General features: G+C 70.0%; 12 protein-coding genes. 9 read left to right on the top strand and 3 right to left on the bottom strand.

The features are described 5' to 3' along the window. Positions 1 to 115: 115 nt before the first annotated feature. Positions 116 to 1609 carry an MFS transporter gene (locus ASF06_RS01295; protein WP_235500856.1) on the top strand — a complete coding sequence of 498 codons (1494 nt, stop codon included), beginning with the start codon at positions 116 to 118 and terminating at the stop codon, positions 1607 to 1609. Positions 1610 to 1693: 84 nt separating this feature from the next. Here the strand turns inward: ASF06_RS01295 and ASF06_RS01290 are convergent, their stop codons facing one another. Continuing rightward, positions 1694 to 2089 (bottom strand): winged helix-turn-helix transcriptional regulator, encoded by a 396-nt coding sequence (locus tag ASF06_RS01290; RefSeq protein ID WP_055942357.1) that lies wholly within the window; start codon positions 2087 to 2089, stop codon positions 1694 to 1696. Between the two features lie 89 nt (positions 2090 to 2178). On the opposite strand from ASF06_RS01290, the gene ASF06_RS01285 reads away from it, so the two are divergent. The 8 genes from ASF06_RS01285 (at position 2179) to ASF06_RS01250 (ending at position 12037) form a co-directional block, all read left to right on the top strand. After that, positions 2179 to 3039: an SDR family oxidoreductase gene (locus ASF06_RS01285; protein WP_055942354.1), complete on the top strand. Its 861-nt coding sequence runs from the start codon at positions 2179 to 2181 to the stop codon at positions 3037 to 3039. Between the two features lie 196 nt (positions 3040 to 3235). Further along, positions 3236 to 4258 (top strand): 3-oxoacyl-ACP synthase III, encoded by a 1023-nt coding sequence (locus ASF06_RS01280; RefSeq protein ID WP_055924113.1) that lies wholly within the window; start codon positions 3236 to 3238, stop codon positions 4256 to 4258. Positions 4259 to 4335: 77 nt separating this feature from the next. Continuing rightward, complete coding sequence (locus ASF06_RS01275) at positions 4336 to 7008, top strand: alpha/beta fold hydrolase (RefSeq protein ID WP_055944007.1); 2673 nt, start codon at positions 4336 to 4338, stop codon at positions 7006 to 7008. Further along, the gene (locus tag ASF06_RS01270) at positions 7005 to 7991 is read left to right on the top strand and encodes an NAD-dependent epimerase/dehydratase family protein (RefSeq protein WP_055942351.1); all 987 of its coding nucleotides are present in this window, start codon (positions 7005 to 7007) and stop codon (positions 7989 to 7991) included. The genes ASF06_RS01275 and ASF06_RS01270 overlap by 4 nt, the downstream gene beginning before the upstream one ends. Before the next feature lie 104 nt (positions 7992 to 8095). Beyond that, positions 8096 to 8752, top strand: coding sequence for a histidine phosphatase family protein (locus tag ASF06_RS01265; protein ID WP_055924108.1), 657 nt, complete (start codon positions 8096 to 8098; stop codon positions 8750 to 8752). 2 nt (positions 8753 to 8754) lie between these two features. After that, positions 8755 to 10308 carry a serine hydrolase domain-containing protein gene (locus ASF06_RS01260; protein ID WP_055942348.1) on the top strand — a complete coding sequence of 518 codons (1554 nt, stop codon included), beginning with the start codon at positions 8755 to 8757 and terminating at the stop codon, positions 10306 to 10308. Between the two features lie 146 nt (positions 10309 to 10454). Then, entirely contained in the window at positions 10455 to 11465 is a 1011-nt protein-coding gene (locus ASF06_RS01255; RefSeq protein WP_157439034.1) for a hypothetical protein, read from the top strand. Beyond that, on the top strand, positions 11462 to 12037 hold the full coding sequence (locus ASF06_RS01250) for a hypothetical protein (protein WP_157439033.1): 576 nt from the start codon (positions 11462 to 11464) through the stop codon (positions 12035 to 12037). Before ASF06_RS01255 ends, ASF06_RS01250 begins: the two co-directional genes overlap by 4 nt. Here ASF06_RS01250 and ASF06_RS01245 read toward each other — a convergent pair. Both ASF06_RS01245 and ASF06_RS01240 read right to left on the bottom strand, forming a co-directional pair. Beyond that, entirely contained in the window at positions 12007 to 13779 is a 1773-nt protein-coding gene (locus ASF06_RS01245) for a M1 family metallopeptidase (RefSeq protein WP_157439032.1), read from the bottom strand. The two genes, ASF06_RS01250 and ASF06_RS01245, sit on opposite strands and share 31 nt — an antisense overlap. 218 nt (positions 13780 to 13997) lie before the next feature. Beyond that, positions 13998 to 16061, bottom strand: coding sequence for an FAD/NAD(P)-binding protein (locus tag ASF06_RS01240; protein WP_082500612.1), 2064 nt, complete (start codon positions 16059 to 16061; stop codon positions 13998 to 14000). Positions 16062 to 16102 lie beyond the last annotated feature (41 nt).

The raw sequence follows: 16102 nt of genomic DNA, 5'->3' as shown, positions 1-16102 counted from the left end.
CGCAATGGGTGCGCCGCGAGGCGAATGCGAGCGTATGATTCTGAAGTCGTCCGCACCCGGGCTTCGTTCGTGCGATCGGTTCGCGCGGCTGATTTTGAGTCTGAAAGGCCCGTTCGTGGCTGAAACTGTCCGGGGCGACAACCCCACCTCCTCTCCCTCTGCTCCTCCCATGGTCTCGCGCCGGGCGTGGCAGGCGCTCATCGTGCTGCTCGCCGGCATGTTCATGGCGCTGCTCGACACCACCATCGTCAACGTGGCCCTGCCCACGATCCGCACGACCCTCGACGCCAGCGAGGGCACGCTCTCGTGGATCATCTCGGGCTACGCTCTCGCGTTCGGCCTCGCCCTGATTCCGGCCGGTCGCGTGGGCGACCGCATCGGGCACAAGTGGGTGTTCTTCACCGGGCTCGCACTGTTCACGCTGGCCAGCCTCTTCTGCGGCCTGGCCCAGAACGACCTGCAGCTCGTGATCGCCCGCGTCGTGCAGGGTCTGGCCGGCGGCATGTTCGTGCCCGCGGTGACCGCGTTCATCCAGCTTCTGTTCCCCGGCCGCGTGCGCGGCAAGGCCTTCGCCATCATGGGCGCGGTCATCGGTGTCTCATCGGCGCTCGGTCCGATCATCGGCGGTCTCCTCATCCAGGCCTTCGGCGAGACCGACGGCTGGCGACTGGTGTTCTGGGTGAACCTGCCCATCGGCATCGCGACGCTCGTGGCGGCGGCCATCCTGCTGCCGAAGCAGAGCGACGAGGAGGCGAGCCACGCCGACCGCTCGGGTCTCGACTGGATCGGTCTCGTGCTGGTCTCGGCGAGCCTCATCGCGCTGCTGGTTCCGCTGATCGAGGGCCAGGACACCGGCTGGCCGCTGTGGACGATCCTCTCCCTCGTCGGGGGAGCTCTTCTCATGGTCGCCTTCGGTGCGTGGGAGGTCGCCTACACGAAGCGCGGACGCAGCCCCCTCGTTCCGCCGCGGCTGTTCTCGCACCCGGCGTTCACCGGCGGAGTCATCCTCGCGCTCGTCTACTTCGCCGCCTTCACCAGCATCTTCTTCACGATCTCGATCCTCTGGCAGTCGGGCCTCGGCCACACCGCCCTCGAGTCGGGCATCGTGTCGATCCCGTTCGCGATCGGAAGCATCGTGGGCAGCTCGCAGAGCAACCGGCTCACGCAGCGCCTCGGCCGAACGGTGCTGATCCTGGGTACGCTGCTCGTCGTCATCGGCCTGGCCTGGCTGTGGCTCGTGCTGCTCCTGACCGATGCCGCCGACCTCACCAACTGGCTGCTCATCGCCCCGCTGCTCATCGCGGGCCTCGGCAACGGACTCTTCATCGCCCCGAACGCGCAGTTCATCGTGGCCACGGTCGACCCCCGCGAGGCCGGCGCGGCCAGCGGCGTGATCGGCGCCGTTCAGCGCATCGGAAGCGCCGTGGGCATCGCGGTGATCGGCAGCGTGTTCTTCGGCAGCCTCGTCATCGGTGGCAAGACGCCGGATGCCGTGGCTACCGGATTCACGGACGCGGCGGCCGCCGCGATGGTCGTCTCACTCGGCTTCGCGGTGCTGGCGTTCATCCTGGTGTTCGCGTTGCCGCGCCGCACCAACACGGGTCACTAGAGCCGTATCCGCGCCTGTTCGGCGCATCCGCCACCGGACGACCGGGCGCCGATGTACCGAATGGGAGCGGATGCCTCGGCCGCGTCAGGCGGTCGCGCGGGTCTCGTCGTAGGTGGCGCGCGACGCCCCGATGCCGGGGGCGGATGCCTCGAGCAGGTCGGCGAGGGTGCGCAGGTTCTCGGCCACCAGGGTGCCGAGCGCGGTGAGGGAGTACTCGACCCGCGGGGGAATAGTGGAGTGCACCTCGCGCGTGACCATTCCGTCGCGTTCGAGGGTCTGCAGCGTCTGGGAGAGCATCTTCTCGCTGACTCCCTCGACCTTGCGCCGCAACGCGTTGAAGCGGAAGTCGCCTTCGCCGAGGGCGAGCAGAGCAAGGCTCGACCACTTCGTGGACACGTCTTCGAGAGCTGCGCGTGACGTGCAGTCGCGCGCGAAGACAGAGGTCACGAGCTCGTTGCTCGGAGTTTCCTGATCTGTCATGTCTCCATCGTAGCCTGTGCTGCGCTTTCGGGGGTACTGTGTAATAGTTAGTGCTACACGAACGAAAGCCCTCGAGAAGGAGCAACATCATGACCACCTACGCCGTCACCGGAGCATCAGGACCGTTCGGTCACCACGCCGTCACCTCGCTCATCGAGGCCGGGGTGCCCGCGAGCGACATCGTCGCCCTCGTGCGCACGCCCTCGAAGGTTCAGGACCTCGCCGATCAGGGCGTTCAGGTCCGCGTCGCCGACTACTCCGATGCCGCCACGCTGCCCGACGCCCTCGCGGGAGTCGACACCCTTCTGCTCGTCTCGGGCAGTGAAGTCGGCCAGCGCGTCGCCCAGCACACCAACGTGATCGACGCGGCGAAGACGGCCGGCGTCTCGCGCATCGTCTACACGAGCGCACCGCGCGCCGACACGACCGAGCTGGCTCTCGCTCCGGAGCACAAGGCGACCGAGGAGGCTCTTCGGGCATCCGGTGTCGCCTTCACCATTCTGCGCAACAGCTGGTACGTCGAGAACTACCTCGGCCAGGTCGAGCAGTACCGCGCCACGGGCGAGATCGTCGGGGCTGCCGGAGACGGACTCGTCTCGGGTGCACCCCGCGCCGACTTCGCCGAGGCGGCGGCCGCCGCGCTCGTGCAGTCCGGCCACGAGAACGCGGTCTACGAGTTGGGCGGCGCTCCGGCCTTCACGATGACCGACCTCGCTGCCGCGCTCTCCACGGCCACGGGCACAACGATCGTCTACCGCGACGTGACCCCCGACGAGCTCGTCGCCACGCTCGAAGGCGTCGGTCTGGATTCGGGAACGGCCGGCTTCGTGACGGCGCTCGACGTGGCGACGAAGCGCGGCGACCTCTTCACCGACTCGGGCGACCTGCAGCGCCTGCTCGGGCGTGAGAGCACGCCGCTCGCCGACGCGATCGCCGCTGCACTCAAGTAGCCCACCGAGAAGACGTGGATGCGCGGGAGTTCCCGCCGAGAGCCGTGGCCCAGCCACCGCGATCGGCGGGAACTCCCGCTCTGCGGTGAGGAGTCAAGTGGGGCAACCCCCAGCTTGTGAGGAACTAAACTCTCCTGTGGACGATCGCTCAGTTTGCGAGCCGCACCCCACGAACACAACTCGATAGGAACCTCCGTTGGACGGAAACGCTACGACGACTCACCGCAATGTCGCACTTCTGTCGGTCGCAACCACCATGGCGACCCGAATCACGACATCCGAAGAGATCGATCGTCGCCTCGCTCCCGCGCTCAAACGCCTCAAGCTTCCCACCGGGCTCCTGCAGCGCGTCGCCGGAGTGCACGAGCGCCGCAACTGGGGAGAGGGCCAGACCTTCGACGATGCCGCCATCGAAGCGGGCAAGAAGGCCCTCGCCGAGGCGGGCATCCGGCCCGACCAGGTGGGCCTGCTCATCAACACCTCCGTGACCCGCAAGCACCTCGAGCCCTCCGTCGCCGTGCGCATCCACCACGGGCTCGGCCTGCCGAGCTCGGCAACGAACTTCGACATCGCCAACGCCTGCCTCGGCTTCGTGAACGGCATGGCGCTCGCGGGCCAGCTCATCGACGCCGGCCAGATCGACTACGCCGTGATCATCGACGGCGAAGACGCCGACGAGATCCAGGTCAACACCATCGAGCGCCTGGGCCGCGAGGGCATCAAGCGCAAGGACTTCATGAGCGAGTTCGCGAGCCTGACTCTGGGCTCGGGAGCCGCAGCGGCCGTGATCGGCCGGGCCGACCTGCATCCGGAAGGCCACCGCATGCTCGGCGGCATCACCCGCGCGGCCACCCAGTTCAACGACCTCTGCGTCGGCAGCGTCGACGGCATGTTCACCGACGCGAAGGCGCTGCTCAAGGGCGGCATGGAGCTGGTCGTGAGCGCCTGGAAAGACGCGAAGCGCCAGTGGAGCTGGTCGCACATGGACCGCTACATCATGCACCAGGTCTCGTCGGTTCACACGAACGCCATCGTCAAGGCCGCGAACCTCGACGCCACCCGCGTGCCCATCACCTTCCCGCTGCTCGGCAACGTGGGGCCCGCGTCGATTCCGATCACGCTGGCGCAGGAGGCCTCGAAGCTCGTGCGCGGCAACCGCGTTCTGCTGATGGGGGTCGGCTCCGGCCTCAACACCTCCATGATGGAGATCGCCTGGTGAGTCACGGCTCCTCCCGCCTGCCCCGGTCGGCGGGTCGAACCGCGGCCGCGTCTCTCCCGCCCGCCGGCCTGCCGGGCATGGATGCGCGATTCTCCCGCCTCGTCGAGGTCTCAGACGGCGGCTCCGGTCGCCCGGTCACCTGGCATCTGCTCGACAACGGCCCCGTGCTCGACGAGCTCGGCGTGACTCCCGTAGGCACGCTGCTCTGCGTTCACGGCAACCCCACGTGGTCGTACCTGTGGCGCGGGCTCGTGGCCGCAGCGACGAATGCAGCCACCGCGGTCGCGGAGACGGGCTCGGGCGACGTGTGGCGGGTCATCGCCGTCGACCAGCTCGAGATGGGCTTCTCGGAGCGCACAGGCACGGAGCGGCCGCTCGAGCGCCGGGTCGCCGACCTGGCCGCCCTCACCGACACCCTCGAACTCACCGGCCCGGTCGTCACGGTCGGGCACGACTGGGGCGGCGTCGTCTCGATGGGCTGGGCGGTCGACCACCCCGAGCTCCTGTCCGGCGTCGTACTGCTGAACACGGCGATCCACCAGCCCGAAGACCGCGCCATCCCCTGGCCGCTGCGGCTCGCGCTGCAGCGCGGGGTGCTGGGGCGCGCGACCGTGGCCACGCCCGCCTTCCTGGAGACGACGCTGGCGCTGGCGCATCCGCCTCTCTCTGCCGAGGTCAAGAACGGCTACCGCGCGCCGTATCGCTCAGCCGACCGGCGCGGCGGCATCGGCGCGTTCGTGGCCGACATCCCGGTCGACGAGCGGCACGAGTCGTGGAACGAGCTCGAGCGCATCGCGGCCGGTGTGCGCGAGCTGGGCGTTCCGTCGCTGATGCTGTGGGGCCCGCGAGACCCGATCTTCTCCGACACCTACCTCGACGACCTCGGCGAACGGATGCCGCTGGCCGACATCCACAGGTTCGAGGGCGCCGGGCACATGATCGCGGAGGACGTGGAGTATGCGCCGGTCGTTCTGGACTGGCTGGGTGGTCTGTCCCGTTCCCGTCCCCTGAGCCTGTCGAAGGGAACCGAGCCCGTCGACAAGCCCCCCTTCGACAAGCTCAGGGAACGAGAGGGCTCCGGGCGACCCCTCTGGAGCGTGCTCGACGAGCTGCGCGACAGCTCCGAGACGGCCCTCGTCGACATGAAGCCGTACCGCACGGTCTCGTGGAAGCTCCTCTCCAAGCGCGTGCGCCAGCTCGCCGCAGGCCTCGTGCGCGCCGGTGTCGAGCCCGGCGACCGCGTCTCCCTCCTCATCCCGCCGAGCGCAGACCTCACCGCCGTGCTCTACGCCTGCCTGCGCATCGGCGCGGTCGTGGTCGTCGCCGACGCCGGCCTCGGCCTGCCCGGCCTGACCCGCGCCGTGCGCGGCGCCCGCCCCGACCACGTGATCGGCGCCCTGCCCGGACTCACCGTGGCCCGCGCGTTCTCCTGGCCCGGGCAGAAGATCTCCACCACCACGCTTCCCCTGCCCACAGCGCTCGCCCTCGGCGTGCGTCACTCCCTCGGCGAGGTCGCGCGGCTGGGGGCCGACGAATCCCTGCCGGAGCCGCCCGCGGCATCCGCTGTCGCCGCCGTGCTCTTCACGTCGGGATCGACCGGCCCGGCCAAGGGCGTCGTGTACACGCACGAACAGCTCGAGGCCGTTCGCGACGCCCTCTCGTCGCAATACGACGTGGGCGTCGGCACCGGGCTCGTCGCCGGCTTCGCCCCGTTCGCGCTGCTCGGCCCCGCTCTCGGTGCGCGCTCGGTGACTCCCGATATGAACGTGACGTCGCCGCGCACGCTCACGGCGAAGGCCACCGCCCGGGCGGCGGCCGCGGTGGATGCCTCGGTCGTCTTCCTCTCGCCGGCCGCGCTCGCCAACGTGGTCGCGACGGCGGATGCCCTCGACGCCTCCGACACGGCGGCGCTCGCGGGCGTGCAGACCTTCCTCTCGGCGGGCGCCCCCGTGCCCGAGTCGCTGCTCGCCGCGGCCGGTCGCCTGATGCCGAACGCCACCCCGCACACCCCCTACGGCATGACCGAGGGACTGCTGATGACCGACATCACGCTCGACGGAATCCGCGCAGCCGCCGACGATGCAGCCGCGCTGCCCGACGGCGAGCACGCGGGCGGCGTCTGCGTCGGACGCCCCGCTGGGTCGGTGCGCGTGCGCATCGCGGCCCTCGACGAGAACGGGATGCCTGTGGGCGAGCCGAGCGATCAGCCCGGCGTCACTGGGGAGATCGTTCTGTCGGCTCCGCATCTGAAGCAGGCGTACGACAGGCTCTGGGCCACCAACCGCATCGCCGACGCCGACTCGGTTCCGGCCGCTGCCGACGTGCAGGGTGAGCGGTGGCACCGCACCGGAGACGTCGGGCACCTCGACGCCGCCGGACGCCTCTGGGTGGAGGGCCGCCTTCCCCACGTGATCGTCACGGCCGGGGGAGTCGTCACGCCCGTCGGCCCCGAGCAGAGGATCGAGTCGCTGCTCGGCGTGAACAGGGCGGCGCTCGCCGGCATCGGCCCTCGCGGAACGCAGCAGCTCGTCGCCGTGCTCGAGACCGATCCGGCCGCGAGCCGACCCGCAGCCCTCGGCGACAGCGACCTCGTTGCGGCCGTCCGCCACGCGACCGCACTCGACATCGCGGCGGTGCTCGTCGTCGCCGCCCTGCCCACCGACATCCGGCACAACTCGAAGATCGACCGCTCGGCCCTGTCGCGCTGGGCCGAGGGAGTGCTCTCGGGTGCGAAGCTGAGCGCACCGTGAAGGTTCTCGTCACGGGGGCCAGCGGCTTCCTCGGAGGCGCCGTCGCCCGCGAGATCGCGGGCGCCGGGCACGAGGTGCGCACTTTCCAGCGGCGGCCATCCGGTGTCGACGGTGTCGACGACGTCCTCGGCTCCCTGACGTCGCAGGTCGACGTCGAGCGCGCCGTCGAGGGCATGGATGCCGTGGTGCACCTGGCCGCGAAGGTCTCGTTGGCCGGCGACCCGGCCGAGTTCGAGGCCGTGAACGTCGGCGGCACGCGCACGCTGATCGCGGCGATGCGCCAGGCCGGGGCCGGCCGCCTCGTTTTCGTGTCGTCGCCGTCGGTGGCGCACGCCGGGGCATCCATCGTCGGAGACGACGCGCAGCCGGCCGACCCCGCGCACGCGCGCGGCGAGTACGCCCGCACGAAGGCGCGCGCCGAGCTGCTGGCGCTGGGTGCGGACTCCGCCTCGCTTCGAGTCGTGGCGGTGCGACCGCACCTGGTGTGGGGGCCGGGCGACACGCAGCTCATCGAACGCATCGTGGAGCGCGCGCGGGCGGGGCGGCTGCCGCTGCTCGACCGGGGCGCAGCGCTGATCGACACCACGTACATCGACAACGCCGCGACCGCGATCGCCGCCGCTCTCGAGCGCGTCGACGAGGTTCACGGCAACGCCTACGTGATCACCAATGGAGAGCCGCGCCCCGTGGCCGAGCTGCTCGCGGGCATCTGCGCTGCGGCAGGTGTTCCGGCGCCGGCGTGGAGCGTTCCCGCCGGGGTCGCCCGGGCCGCGGGCTCCCTGATCGAGGCCGTCTGGCGTGTGAAGCCGGGGGTCGACGAGCCACCGATGACGCGGTTTCTCGCGGAGCAGCTCTCGACCGCGCACTGGTTCGACCAGCGACGCACCCGCGCAGAGCTGCGATGGCAGCCCGCGGTGAGCCTCGACGAGGGGCTGCGGCGCCTCGCTGCGCACTACGCGACGGGTGAGCGGCCCGTTCCCTGAGCTTGTCGAAGGGCGCGTCTCGACAGGCTCGACGAACGGGGAAAGGGCCGTCTCGACAGGCTCGACGAACGGGGCTCCATGAACCGGGCCGGTAATGTCGAAGGATGCGTTTACTGCTGATCCGCCACGGCCAGACCCCCTCGAACATCATCGGAGCCCTCGACACCGCGATTCCCGGACCCGGCCTCACCGACCTCGGCGTCGAGCAGGCCGCCGCTGTTCCGGGCGCGCTCGTCGACGAGACGATCGGCGCGATCTTCGCCTCGACGCAACTGCGCGCGCAGCTCACGGCGGCGCCGCTTGCCGAGGCCCGCGGCCTCACGGTCGAGATCCGCTCGGGCCTTCGCGAGGTGGATGCCGGAGAACTCGAGATGCGTAACGACGATGAGGCCGTGCGCATCTACATGGAGACCGTCATCGCCTGGGCCGACGGCGACGTCGATCGGCGGATGCCCGGGGCCGAGTCCGGCGCCGAGGTCTACGCCCGCTACGACGAGGTGATCGCAGAGGCCGCCGCCACGGGGCATTCCGCGGTGGCGATCGTGTCGCACGGAGCCATCATCCGATCCTGGGTCGGAGCCCGCGCCGAGAACGTGAGCGCCGACTTCTCGGCCGAGCACTCGTTGAGCAACACGGGCGTCGTCATTCTCGAGGGCAGCCCCGAGTCGGGTTGGCGCGCGCTCACCTGGATGGGCCAGGCCATCGGTGGGGCCGCCGTCGACGACGCCGCCCACGCGGGCCCGGCATCCGAGACCCGCTGATCATGACCGCCGCATCCGAGCTGTCCGCCGACGTCGTCGCGCGTCTTGGCGCCTGGTTCGACGACACCGAGCTGGTGAGCCCGTCGATCAGCTACGCGGTCTTCGATCGCAGCGGGGTGCTGTTCCACCACGGCATCGGCGAGTTCCAGCTCGACGGCCGGGCGCCCGCCGAGAACACGATCTACCGCATCGCCTCGATGTCGAAGAGCTTTTGCATCGCCGCCGTGCTCGTGCTACGCGACCGCGGACTGCTCTCGCTCGACGATCGTGTCGCCGATCTGGTGCCGCAGTTCCGCGACCCGGTCGACGAGGCCGGGGTCGTGCAGCCCGTGACGGTGCGGATGCTCATGAGCAACGCCTCGGGACTGCCCGAGGACAACGGGTGGGCCGACCACGAGCTGGCCCTCTCGCGTGCCGACTTCCTCGACGTTGTCGAGGCGGGGCTGGGCTTCGCTGGCCTGCCGGGCGTCGGCTTCCAGTACTCCAACGTGGGCTTCTGGCTGCTGGGGGTGATCGTCGAGGACCTCACCGGCCAGGGCTTCGAGCGGTTCGCCCGCGAGACGTTCTTCGAGCCGCTCGGGCTCTCCTCCACCGGCTACAAGCCCGCCGACTTCGCGGGCGACGGCGAGGGCGGCGACGGCATCGCGCACGGCTTCACGAGTTTCGACAAGGGAGCCAGCTGGGTCTCGCGCCCCGTTGTCGGTGGCGGCATCGGGGCCTGCGCAGCGAGCATGTTCAGCACCCCGCCCGACATCGCCCGCTGGAGCGCCTGGCTCTCGAGCGCCTTCGACCCGACGAACACCGACGACGCCATTCTCAGCCGCGCATCGCGGCGCGAGATGCAGCGCATCCACACGGTCGCGCCGGGTGCCGCCGATCGCACCGCCGATCAGACCCTCGAGGCACAGGGCTACGGCCTCGGTCTCTACGTCGAGCACGACGTGCGCTTCGGCCGCTTCGCCCAGCACTCGGGCGGACTGCCCGGCTGGTCGTCGAACATGCGCTGGCACCTGGAGTCCGGCGTCGGCGCCGTGGTCTTCGGCAACACCAACGGTCTGAAGCTGTCGGTCGCGGCGGCCGGCATGCTGCGCCTGGTCCTGGACTCGCGCGATGAGCCCGCGCGGCGCATCCCGCTCTGGCCCTCGACCGTGCAGGCGGCCCGCGCCGTCGACGCGGCCGTGCGCGGTTCGGGGCGCATCCACGATGCCTCCGCGCCGCCCACGATCTTCAGCCCGAACCTGCTCGGCGACGTGCCGGCAGACGTGCGCGACGCGCGCATCGCGGCGGCGATCGCCGAGGTCGGCGGGGTTCTGGATGCCGACGGCACACCTTCGCTCGACGCCCGGCTCACCTGGTCGGTCGCGCCGGCCCACGTCGCCTGGACGATTCCCGGCCGCGCGGGCGAACTGGAGTGCCGCATTGAGCTGACGCCGACCACGCCGGCGATGCTGCAGCGCTTCGACGTGGCGGTGCGCACGCCGACGACCCCGCTCTCGCCGGTGCTGCGCCATTACCGGCCGCTGGGGTCCGCCGCGCCCTCTGCGCCGATCGAGTAGCGAGGAACGAGCGTATCGAGACCACAGCCCGCCGGGGAGTGCCGACCGACTAGGCCGAGGCCGGGCCTTGTCGAGGGGGACAACTCCCCATCGTGATGCGGGAGCGGGCGACTTAGGCTCGTCGGACGCTGCTCAGTGAGCGGGAGATGGAACGAAAGGTGCGCATGCGGGAGTCGAGGGTGATGATGCGGACGACGCGTCGAGTCGGGTTCGGCATGCGGGCGGCCGCGATCGCGCTGGCCGGTGCGCTGCTGATGGCGGGCTGCGCGACGCAGCCCGAGCCTGAGCAGGATCCATTCGGTGCTGCCACAGCGGAGCTGCTGGTGCAGCTTGAGCAGATCGACGGCATCGCGGATGTCAGGCAGGTGCTCAACGCGCTCGATTTCTCGATCTCCTATTCCGTCACCGACGCCGCTCTGGCCGAGCAGGCGACGCTCGAGGTGATCGACACCTACGAGGCATCCGACGTGCCCGGAGCGCTGAAGAAGGAAACGGCCGCGTATAGTGACGACGCTCAGCTGTCGCTCAACATCATCGAGGTCGGCGCCCCCGGGGGAGACATACCGCACCTCGAGCTTCCGGTCCCCCCTGACGCAGACGTGACGACCGTCGCGCGGGGTGTCGCGGCCTGGGCCCGCATGGAGGCGATCGGTGGAGTCGAGTTGCGAACGAGCACCTTCTCTGCCAGCGGGTTCGAACTCGCGTACACGGTCGGCTACGGCGGACTGCTCGACGGTGTGCGCCCGACCGCTGTCGCTGCGCAGATGAATCAGATCATCACCGACACGGGATTGGACCCTTCCACGTCGACCTTCGCGGCCGCCCTCCGTGCGCCGGACTTGTTGAACTCCGTCGACGGCGAGCCCAAGTACGTGCAGGGCACGAGCCTGGACCGCGCGGATCAACCGCTTAAGGCTGTGGCGGGACCGAATTACGGCTCGGTGCTCTACTTCGCTCCCGAGAACTTCACGTTGGACATCGTGCTGCTGCCGTCGCTGGCACCTGATGGCACGCTGCTGCCGCTCGATCTCACGAGTGAGGCGGTGCTCGCCGCGGCTCCGGTCATCCAAGCCGATATCGACAGTCGCTGGACGCTGCGCGATGTCGTCGTCTTCACCCAGGACGGGTCGCAGACCTATCCGATGAGAGCATCGTGAGTCAGCCCATGACGCCGTTCAGCCCGCAGGAGAACCGACCCGGCACGAAGCCGTCACGCGCGTTGGCCGTCGTCGGACTGATCCTCAGCGCGCTCGGGGTGCTCGGGCTGCTCGGCGGAGCGTTCCTGGTGCTCGGCGCCGGGTTCCAGCTTGCGCCGGCCGCGCCGTTCGGCGAGGTCATGACGGTGGAGGTGTCGCGCGGAGACCACGCCGTCTACGTCACGCCCAACGAGCGGTGGAGCGACATCTCGTGCACCGGCGATCTCGATGGAGAGGAGTTCGCGCTCAGGCCCGACATGACTCAGCAGGGGCTGCTGCTTCCCGAGCGCTGGGACGCGCAGGGAAGCTTCGCTGTGGACACGCCAGGCGTGCTCCGCATCTCATGCGACGGCCCCGTGCCGGATGGCCGATTCACCGTGGGCCCGGTCGTGTCGTTCTTCTCCATCGCCGGGGCCGTGGCGGTCGGTGCGCTGGCGATCCTGTTGTTGGTAGCCGGCTCGGTGCTGTGGGGAGTAGCGCGCTGGAGAGCCCGCCGGTCCGCTCAGCCGAGCGCCGGCTTGCCCGCCGTGTAGATCCAGGTATCGAAGAATTCCGTGAGGTCCTGTCCCGACACGCTCTCGGCGTAGTCGACGAACTGCGTCGTCGACACCGAGGTGCCCGCGTTCTCCGTAGCCCAGCCCTTGAGGATGGCGAAGAAGTCGTCGTCTCCGACCTCGTTGCGCAGCGCCTGCAGGGTCATGGCGCCGCGTGAGTAGACGGCGCCGGCGAAGATACCTGCCGAGCCCGGGTCCGCGACGACGGTCTGCCAGTACGACGAGGTGCCGGAGCGCGCGTAGGCCGCGTCGAAGCTCTGCTGGGTCGTGCGACCGCCCTGTCCCTCCTCCCACAGCCATTCGGCGTAGGTGGCGAAGCCCTCGTTGAGCCAGATGTCCGACCAGCGGTTCATCGACAGGTCGTCTCCGTACCACTGGTGGGCGAGCTCGTGCACGACGACGCTGGCATCGACGTCGGCCGGGAACGCCCACGCCGGGTAGATGGGTCGCGTCTGGTTCTCGAGCGCGTAGGGCAGGTCGTCTCCCGTGTCCTCGTCGATGTAGCCGATGGCAATGCCGCCGGCTTCTGAGAACGGGTACGGGCCGAAGTATGTCGACAGGAAGTCGATGACCTCGGGCTCGGTCGCGAAGATCTGAGAAGCGATGTCGCCCACCTTGACTCCGGGGGCGCCGTCGACGTCGCGGTCGAACAGCGTCGGGTCGATCGCGTCCACATAGGTGATGCCGGTGGCCGGGTCGGTGTTCGTCTCGACGTCGAAGTCGCCCAGCGTCGCCGTGGCCAGGTAGGTGGCCATCGGCTTCTCCATCTCCCAGTCGAAGGTGTCGAGGCCGGCGGCGGTCGTCTGCGAAGCGAGCCGGCCGTTGCCGATGACCTCGAGGCCCGTGGGAACGGTCATGCGCGTCGAGAAGGTGGCCTTGTCGCTCGGGTGGTCGTTTGAGGGGAACCACGTGGCCGCGACCCGCGGCTGTCCCACGACGACCGCGCCGGTCGGGGTGGGGAACACGCCCGCCGGACCGAACGCATCCGCTACCACGATCGGCACGCCGCTGTAGGTGACGGCCGTCGTGATCGTGGCGCCGAGCGGGATGCCCGCGGGCGGCACGATGGTCAGCTCGGTGCGCGGGGGTGTGGCGTCGTCGTCGCCCGAGCCTTCGACCTGCGGCTGGCCGGTGGATGCGCTGATCTGGGTGGTTGCGAGGCTCCAGTCGGCGGGCACGCCGTCGACGGTGATCGACGAGATGACGATCGCGTCGTCGCCGTTCACATCGCGGGTGTCGAAGTCGAGGTTGAAGGCCGACAGGTTCTGGGTGGCGATAGCCGTGACCGTGGTCGTGCCCGAGAGCACATCGGTGTCGGGCGCGTAGGCGAGGTCGAGGTCGTAGTGCTGCACGTCGTAGCCGCCGTTGCCGTCGAGTGGGAAGTAGGAGTCGCCGATTCCGGCCGCCCCGGGCTCGAAGTCGACGGGCGTGACAGGGTCGGGCGTGACCGGGTCGGTCGTCGCGGGGGTCGTCGCCACGGGAGCGCTCATCCCCGGCGGGCACGGTTCCGCGGCACTGGCCGGGGCGGGTGCGATGCCGCCGGTTGCGACGAGCGCCAGCAGCAGGAGGGGGACGGCCGCGAAGACGGCGGCCTTAGCGCCGCGCTGGCGACGGCCGAGCAGCAGCCAGGCGGCGCTTCCTGTCGCGAGAAGAAGTGCGGCGATGATCAGGAGCATCGGCCCCGAATCGAATCCGGTCGCGGCAAGAACACACGTGGTCACAGAAAGTCCTATCTCGTTGCAGTCTGGCGACCTTATCGAGATTCGGTCTGTGCGCACCAGACACGAACGAAGTCAGTTTGTTACAGGTACATTTCGAGCCCCGGATGCGCCGGCCGACCCGGCCGTTTGCGGTCGTATCGACGCCGCCGCCTCACTGAGGTGCGGAAAGTGGCCGCGTCAACCGTCGACGAAGCGGCCACTTCCCGCACGTCAGTGAGTCACGCGACCAGCTCACGCTCCTCGGCCAGTTCGGCGAGGCGGGCCAGGATGGCACGGGCGACCTTGTCGTTCTCCCGGAACGAGATCGCGTTGGTGCGCGGGCGCGAGAACGCCCCCACGAACGGAGAGTTCGTGTACGGCCCGATCGCGTACTGACGAGAGGAGTGCGATCCGCCCGCGCCCAGCAGCCTCGTGTCGAGCTGCCGCACCGACAGCCTTCCCGTGCTGGCCGAGTACGCCCCGTCGCTCACGATCTCCTCGAGGCCGGCTCCGCTCGTGACCAGCGACCTCAGCAGCTCGTTGTCGCTGCGCGAGATCGCCGTCTCGGGCAGCCGCGCATCCACCAGGGCGCTTGCGGTGATGGTCGCAGGCGTCGTGGCGCTGCCCGCGCGGAAGATGCCCTCGTTCTCGTCGGCCTCCACCCAGATGCCTGCGCCGAGGAACTCGACGATGCCCGCCTCGGACAGGGCGACGAGCTCCTCGAGCCGGTGCGCGGGCGGCCCGCTGGCGATGAAGCTGAAGTAGCCGAGCCACCAGCCGTGGATGTCACGCACCCGCGACTGGGCGGTCCACTTGGGCGAGTCCACGATGTCTGACAGGGTGAAGAGGCTCGTGAGCAGAGCGATGAACAGGCCGAGGGTGGCGCTGTGCTCCGGCCGGGTGCGCAGCTGCAGGTCCGTGCGGATGTAGTCGCGCACGAGCTCCTGCAGCTCGCCCGGGTCGGCGACGAGGGCGCCGCCGAGCGGTCGGTCGAGCTCTGGCAGGAAGAGCCTGTCGTCGGCATAGGCCACCGTGCCCTCGACCAGGTCGACGAAGGTCTGCGCGTCACGGGCGATGTGCTCGTCTTCGCCCTCGAATGACGGGATCGCGTGGCCGCGCGGAGTGCTGTCGGCTACATCGATGTGCGGGGCGGCCAGCAGCAGCGCCCGCGGGTCGAGCCGGTCGAAGACCTGAACGAACGCATCCCAGCTCGACTCCACCCGCTCGGGGTGTCCGGTGAACAGCTCGCGGTAGTACCCCCACAGCATGTCCTTCGCGATGAGCGGCCACACGTCGACGCTGAGGTCGAGCGACGGCAGCGACTGCTCGAGCGAGCGGGCCACGGCCGGCGTGAAGTACCGGGCCTCCGGACGCTCGCCCACGAGCGTCGACGAGATCTTCGAGTGGTACGGCACGCCGCGGCGCGATCCGAAGTACAGCCGCGGCTCGAGCCCCGACGCGGTGTAGCGCAGCACCCCGTCGTCGCCGCGACCGAAGCGGCCGCCGCGCCCCTCGGTGAGCAGCACCGTGAGGTCGACGGCCGCGAGGCCCATGCCGCGCACGATCACGCGCTGGCCGGGCACGATCGCGCGGGTGTCGGCATCGGCCGTGAACGCCGGGGGCAGATAGAAGAGCTCGCGCCGGCGCGCGAAGTCGATGAGGTCGGCGTGCTCCGGCTCGGCCTCGGCGCCCGTGTGGCCGAGCGAGTACAACACCACGTCGGCCGCGATCGAGACGCCATCGTCGAGCCGGATGCGATGGGTCGGCCCCTCGTCGACGGTCTCGACGGCGGATGCCCGGTGCACGACGACCGTGACGGTCTCGGGAAGCAGGCCCACGGCATCCTCGAAGAACCAGCTGAGATAGAGGCTCTGCAGGCGGCGGGTGGGAAAGCTCGCGGGCGACAGGTTCTCGATCTCCTGGCGGAGGCGCGCATCGACGCGAGGAATCGCGATCTCGCCCGCGTTCACGAGGCCGGCCCACTCGATGAGCGACGGGCCGGGCCGCACCGGTCCGTCGATCGTCGACGACTCGTCGGTGAACATCGTGACGTCGGCCGCCATCGAGTTGAGCTTGAGAAGAGGGGACTGCGCGTAGCGCCAGATGCGGCCGGGGCCGGCCGGATGCGGGTCGATCACGTGGATGACGATCCGTGCGTCGGTGGTCCACAGCTCGGGCAGGTTGGCGGCGAGCCGCTCGAGGACGCCGGCTCCGCGAGGGCCGCCGCCGATGAGGGCGACGTGAAGCTCGGGCGAGGCGGCTGGCTCGGGCGAGGTGGCTGAGGAGTGGTGCGCGTGCGACATCCCACCACCGTCGACGTTTCGTCCATCGAAATCGAGGAATG

It is taken from the genome of Agreia sp. Leaf244, from assembly GCF_001422695.1.
In the GTDB taxonomy this organism is placed as follows: Bacteria; Actinomycetota; Actinomycetes; order Actinomycetales; family Microbacteriaceae; genus Agreia.
Note: the sequence above shows the minus strand (reverse complement) of the source record. Positions and strands in the feature narration are given on the sequence as shown.

Excerpts from the sequence above, each read along its gene's own strand:
- ASF06_RS01290 (WP_055942357.1), bottom strand. The coding sequence starts at position 2,089 with ATGACAGATCAGGAAACTCCGAGCAACGAGCTCGTGACCTCTGTCTTC.
- ASF06_RS01285 (WP_055942354.1), top strand. The coding sequence starts at position 2,179 with ATGACCACCTACGCCGTCACCGGAGCATCAGGACCGTTCGGTCACCAC.
- ASF06_RS01275 (WP_055944007.1), top strand. The coding sequence starts at position 4,336 with ATGGATGCGCGATTCTCCCGCCTCGTCGAGGTCTCAGACGGCGGCTCC.
- ASF06_RS01265 (WP_055924108.1), top strand. The coding sequence starts at position 8,096 with ATGCGTTTACTGCTGATCCGCCACGGCCAGACCCCCTCGAACATCATC.
- ASF06_RS01260 (WP_055942348.1), top strand. The coding sequence starts at position 8,755 with ATGACCGCCGCATCCGAGCTGTCCGCCGACGTCGTCGCGCGTCTTGGC.
- ASF06_RS01255 (WP_157439034.1), top strand. The coding sequence starts at position 10,455 with ATGGAACGAAAGGTGCGCATGCGGGAGTCGAGGGTGATGATGCGGACG.
- ASF06_RS01240 (WP_082500612.1), bottom strand. The coding sequence starts at position 16,061 with ATGTCGCACGCGCACCACTCCTCAGCCACCTCGCCCGAGCCAGCCGCC.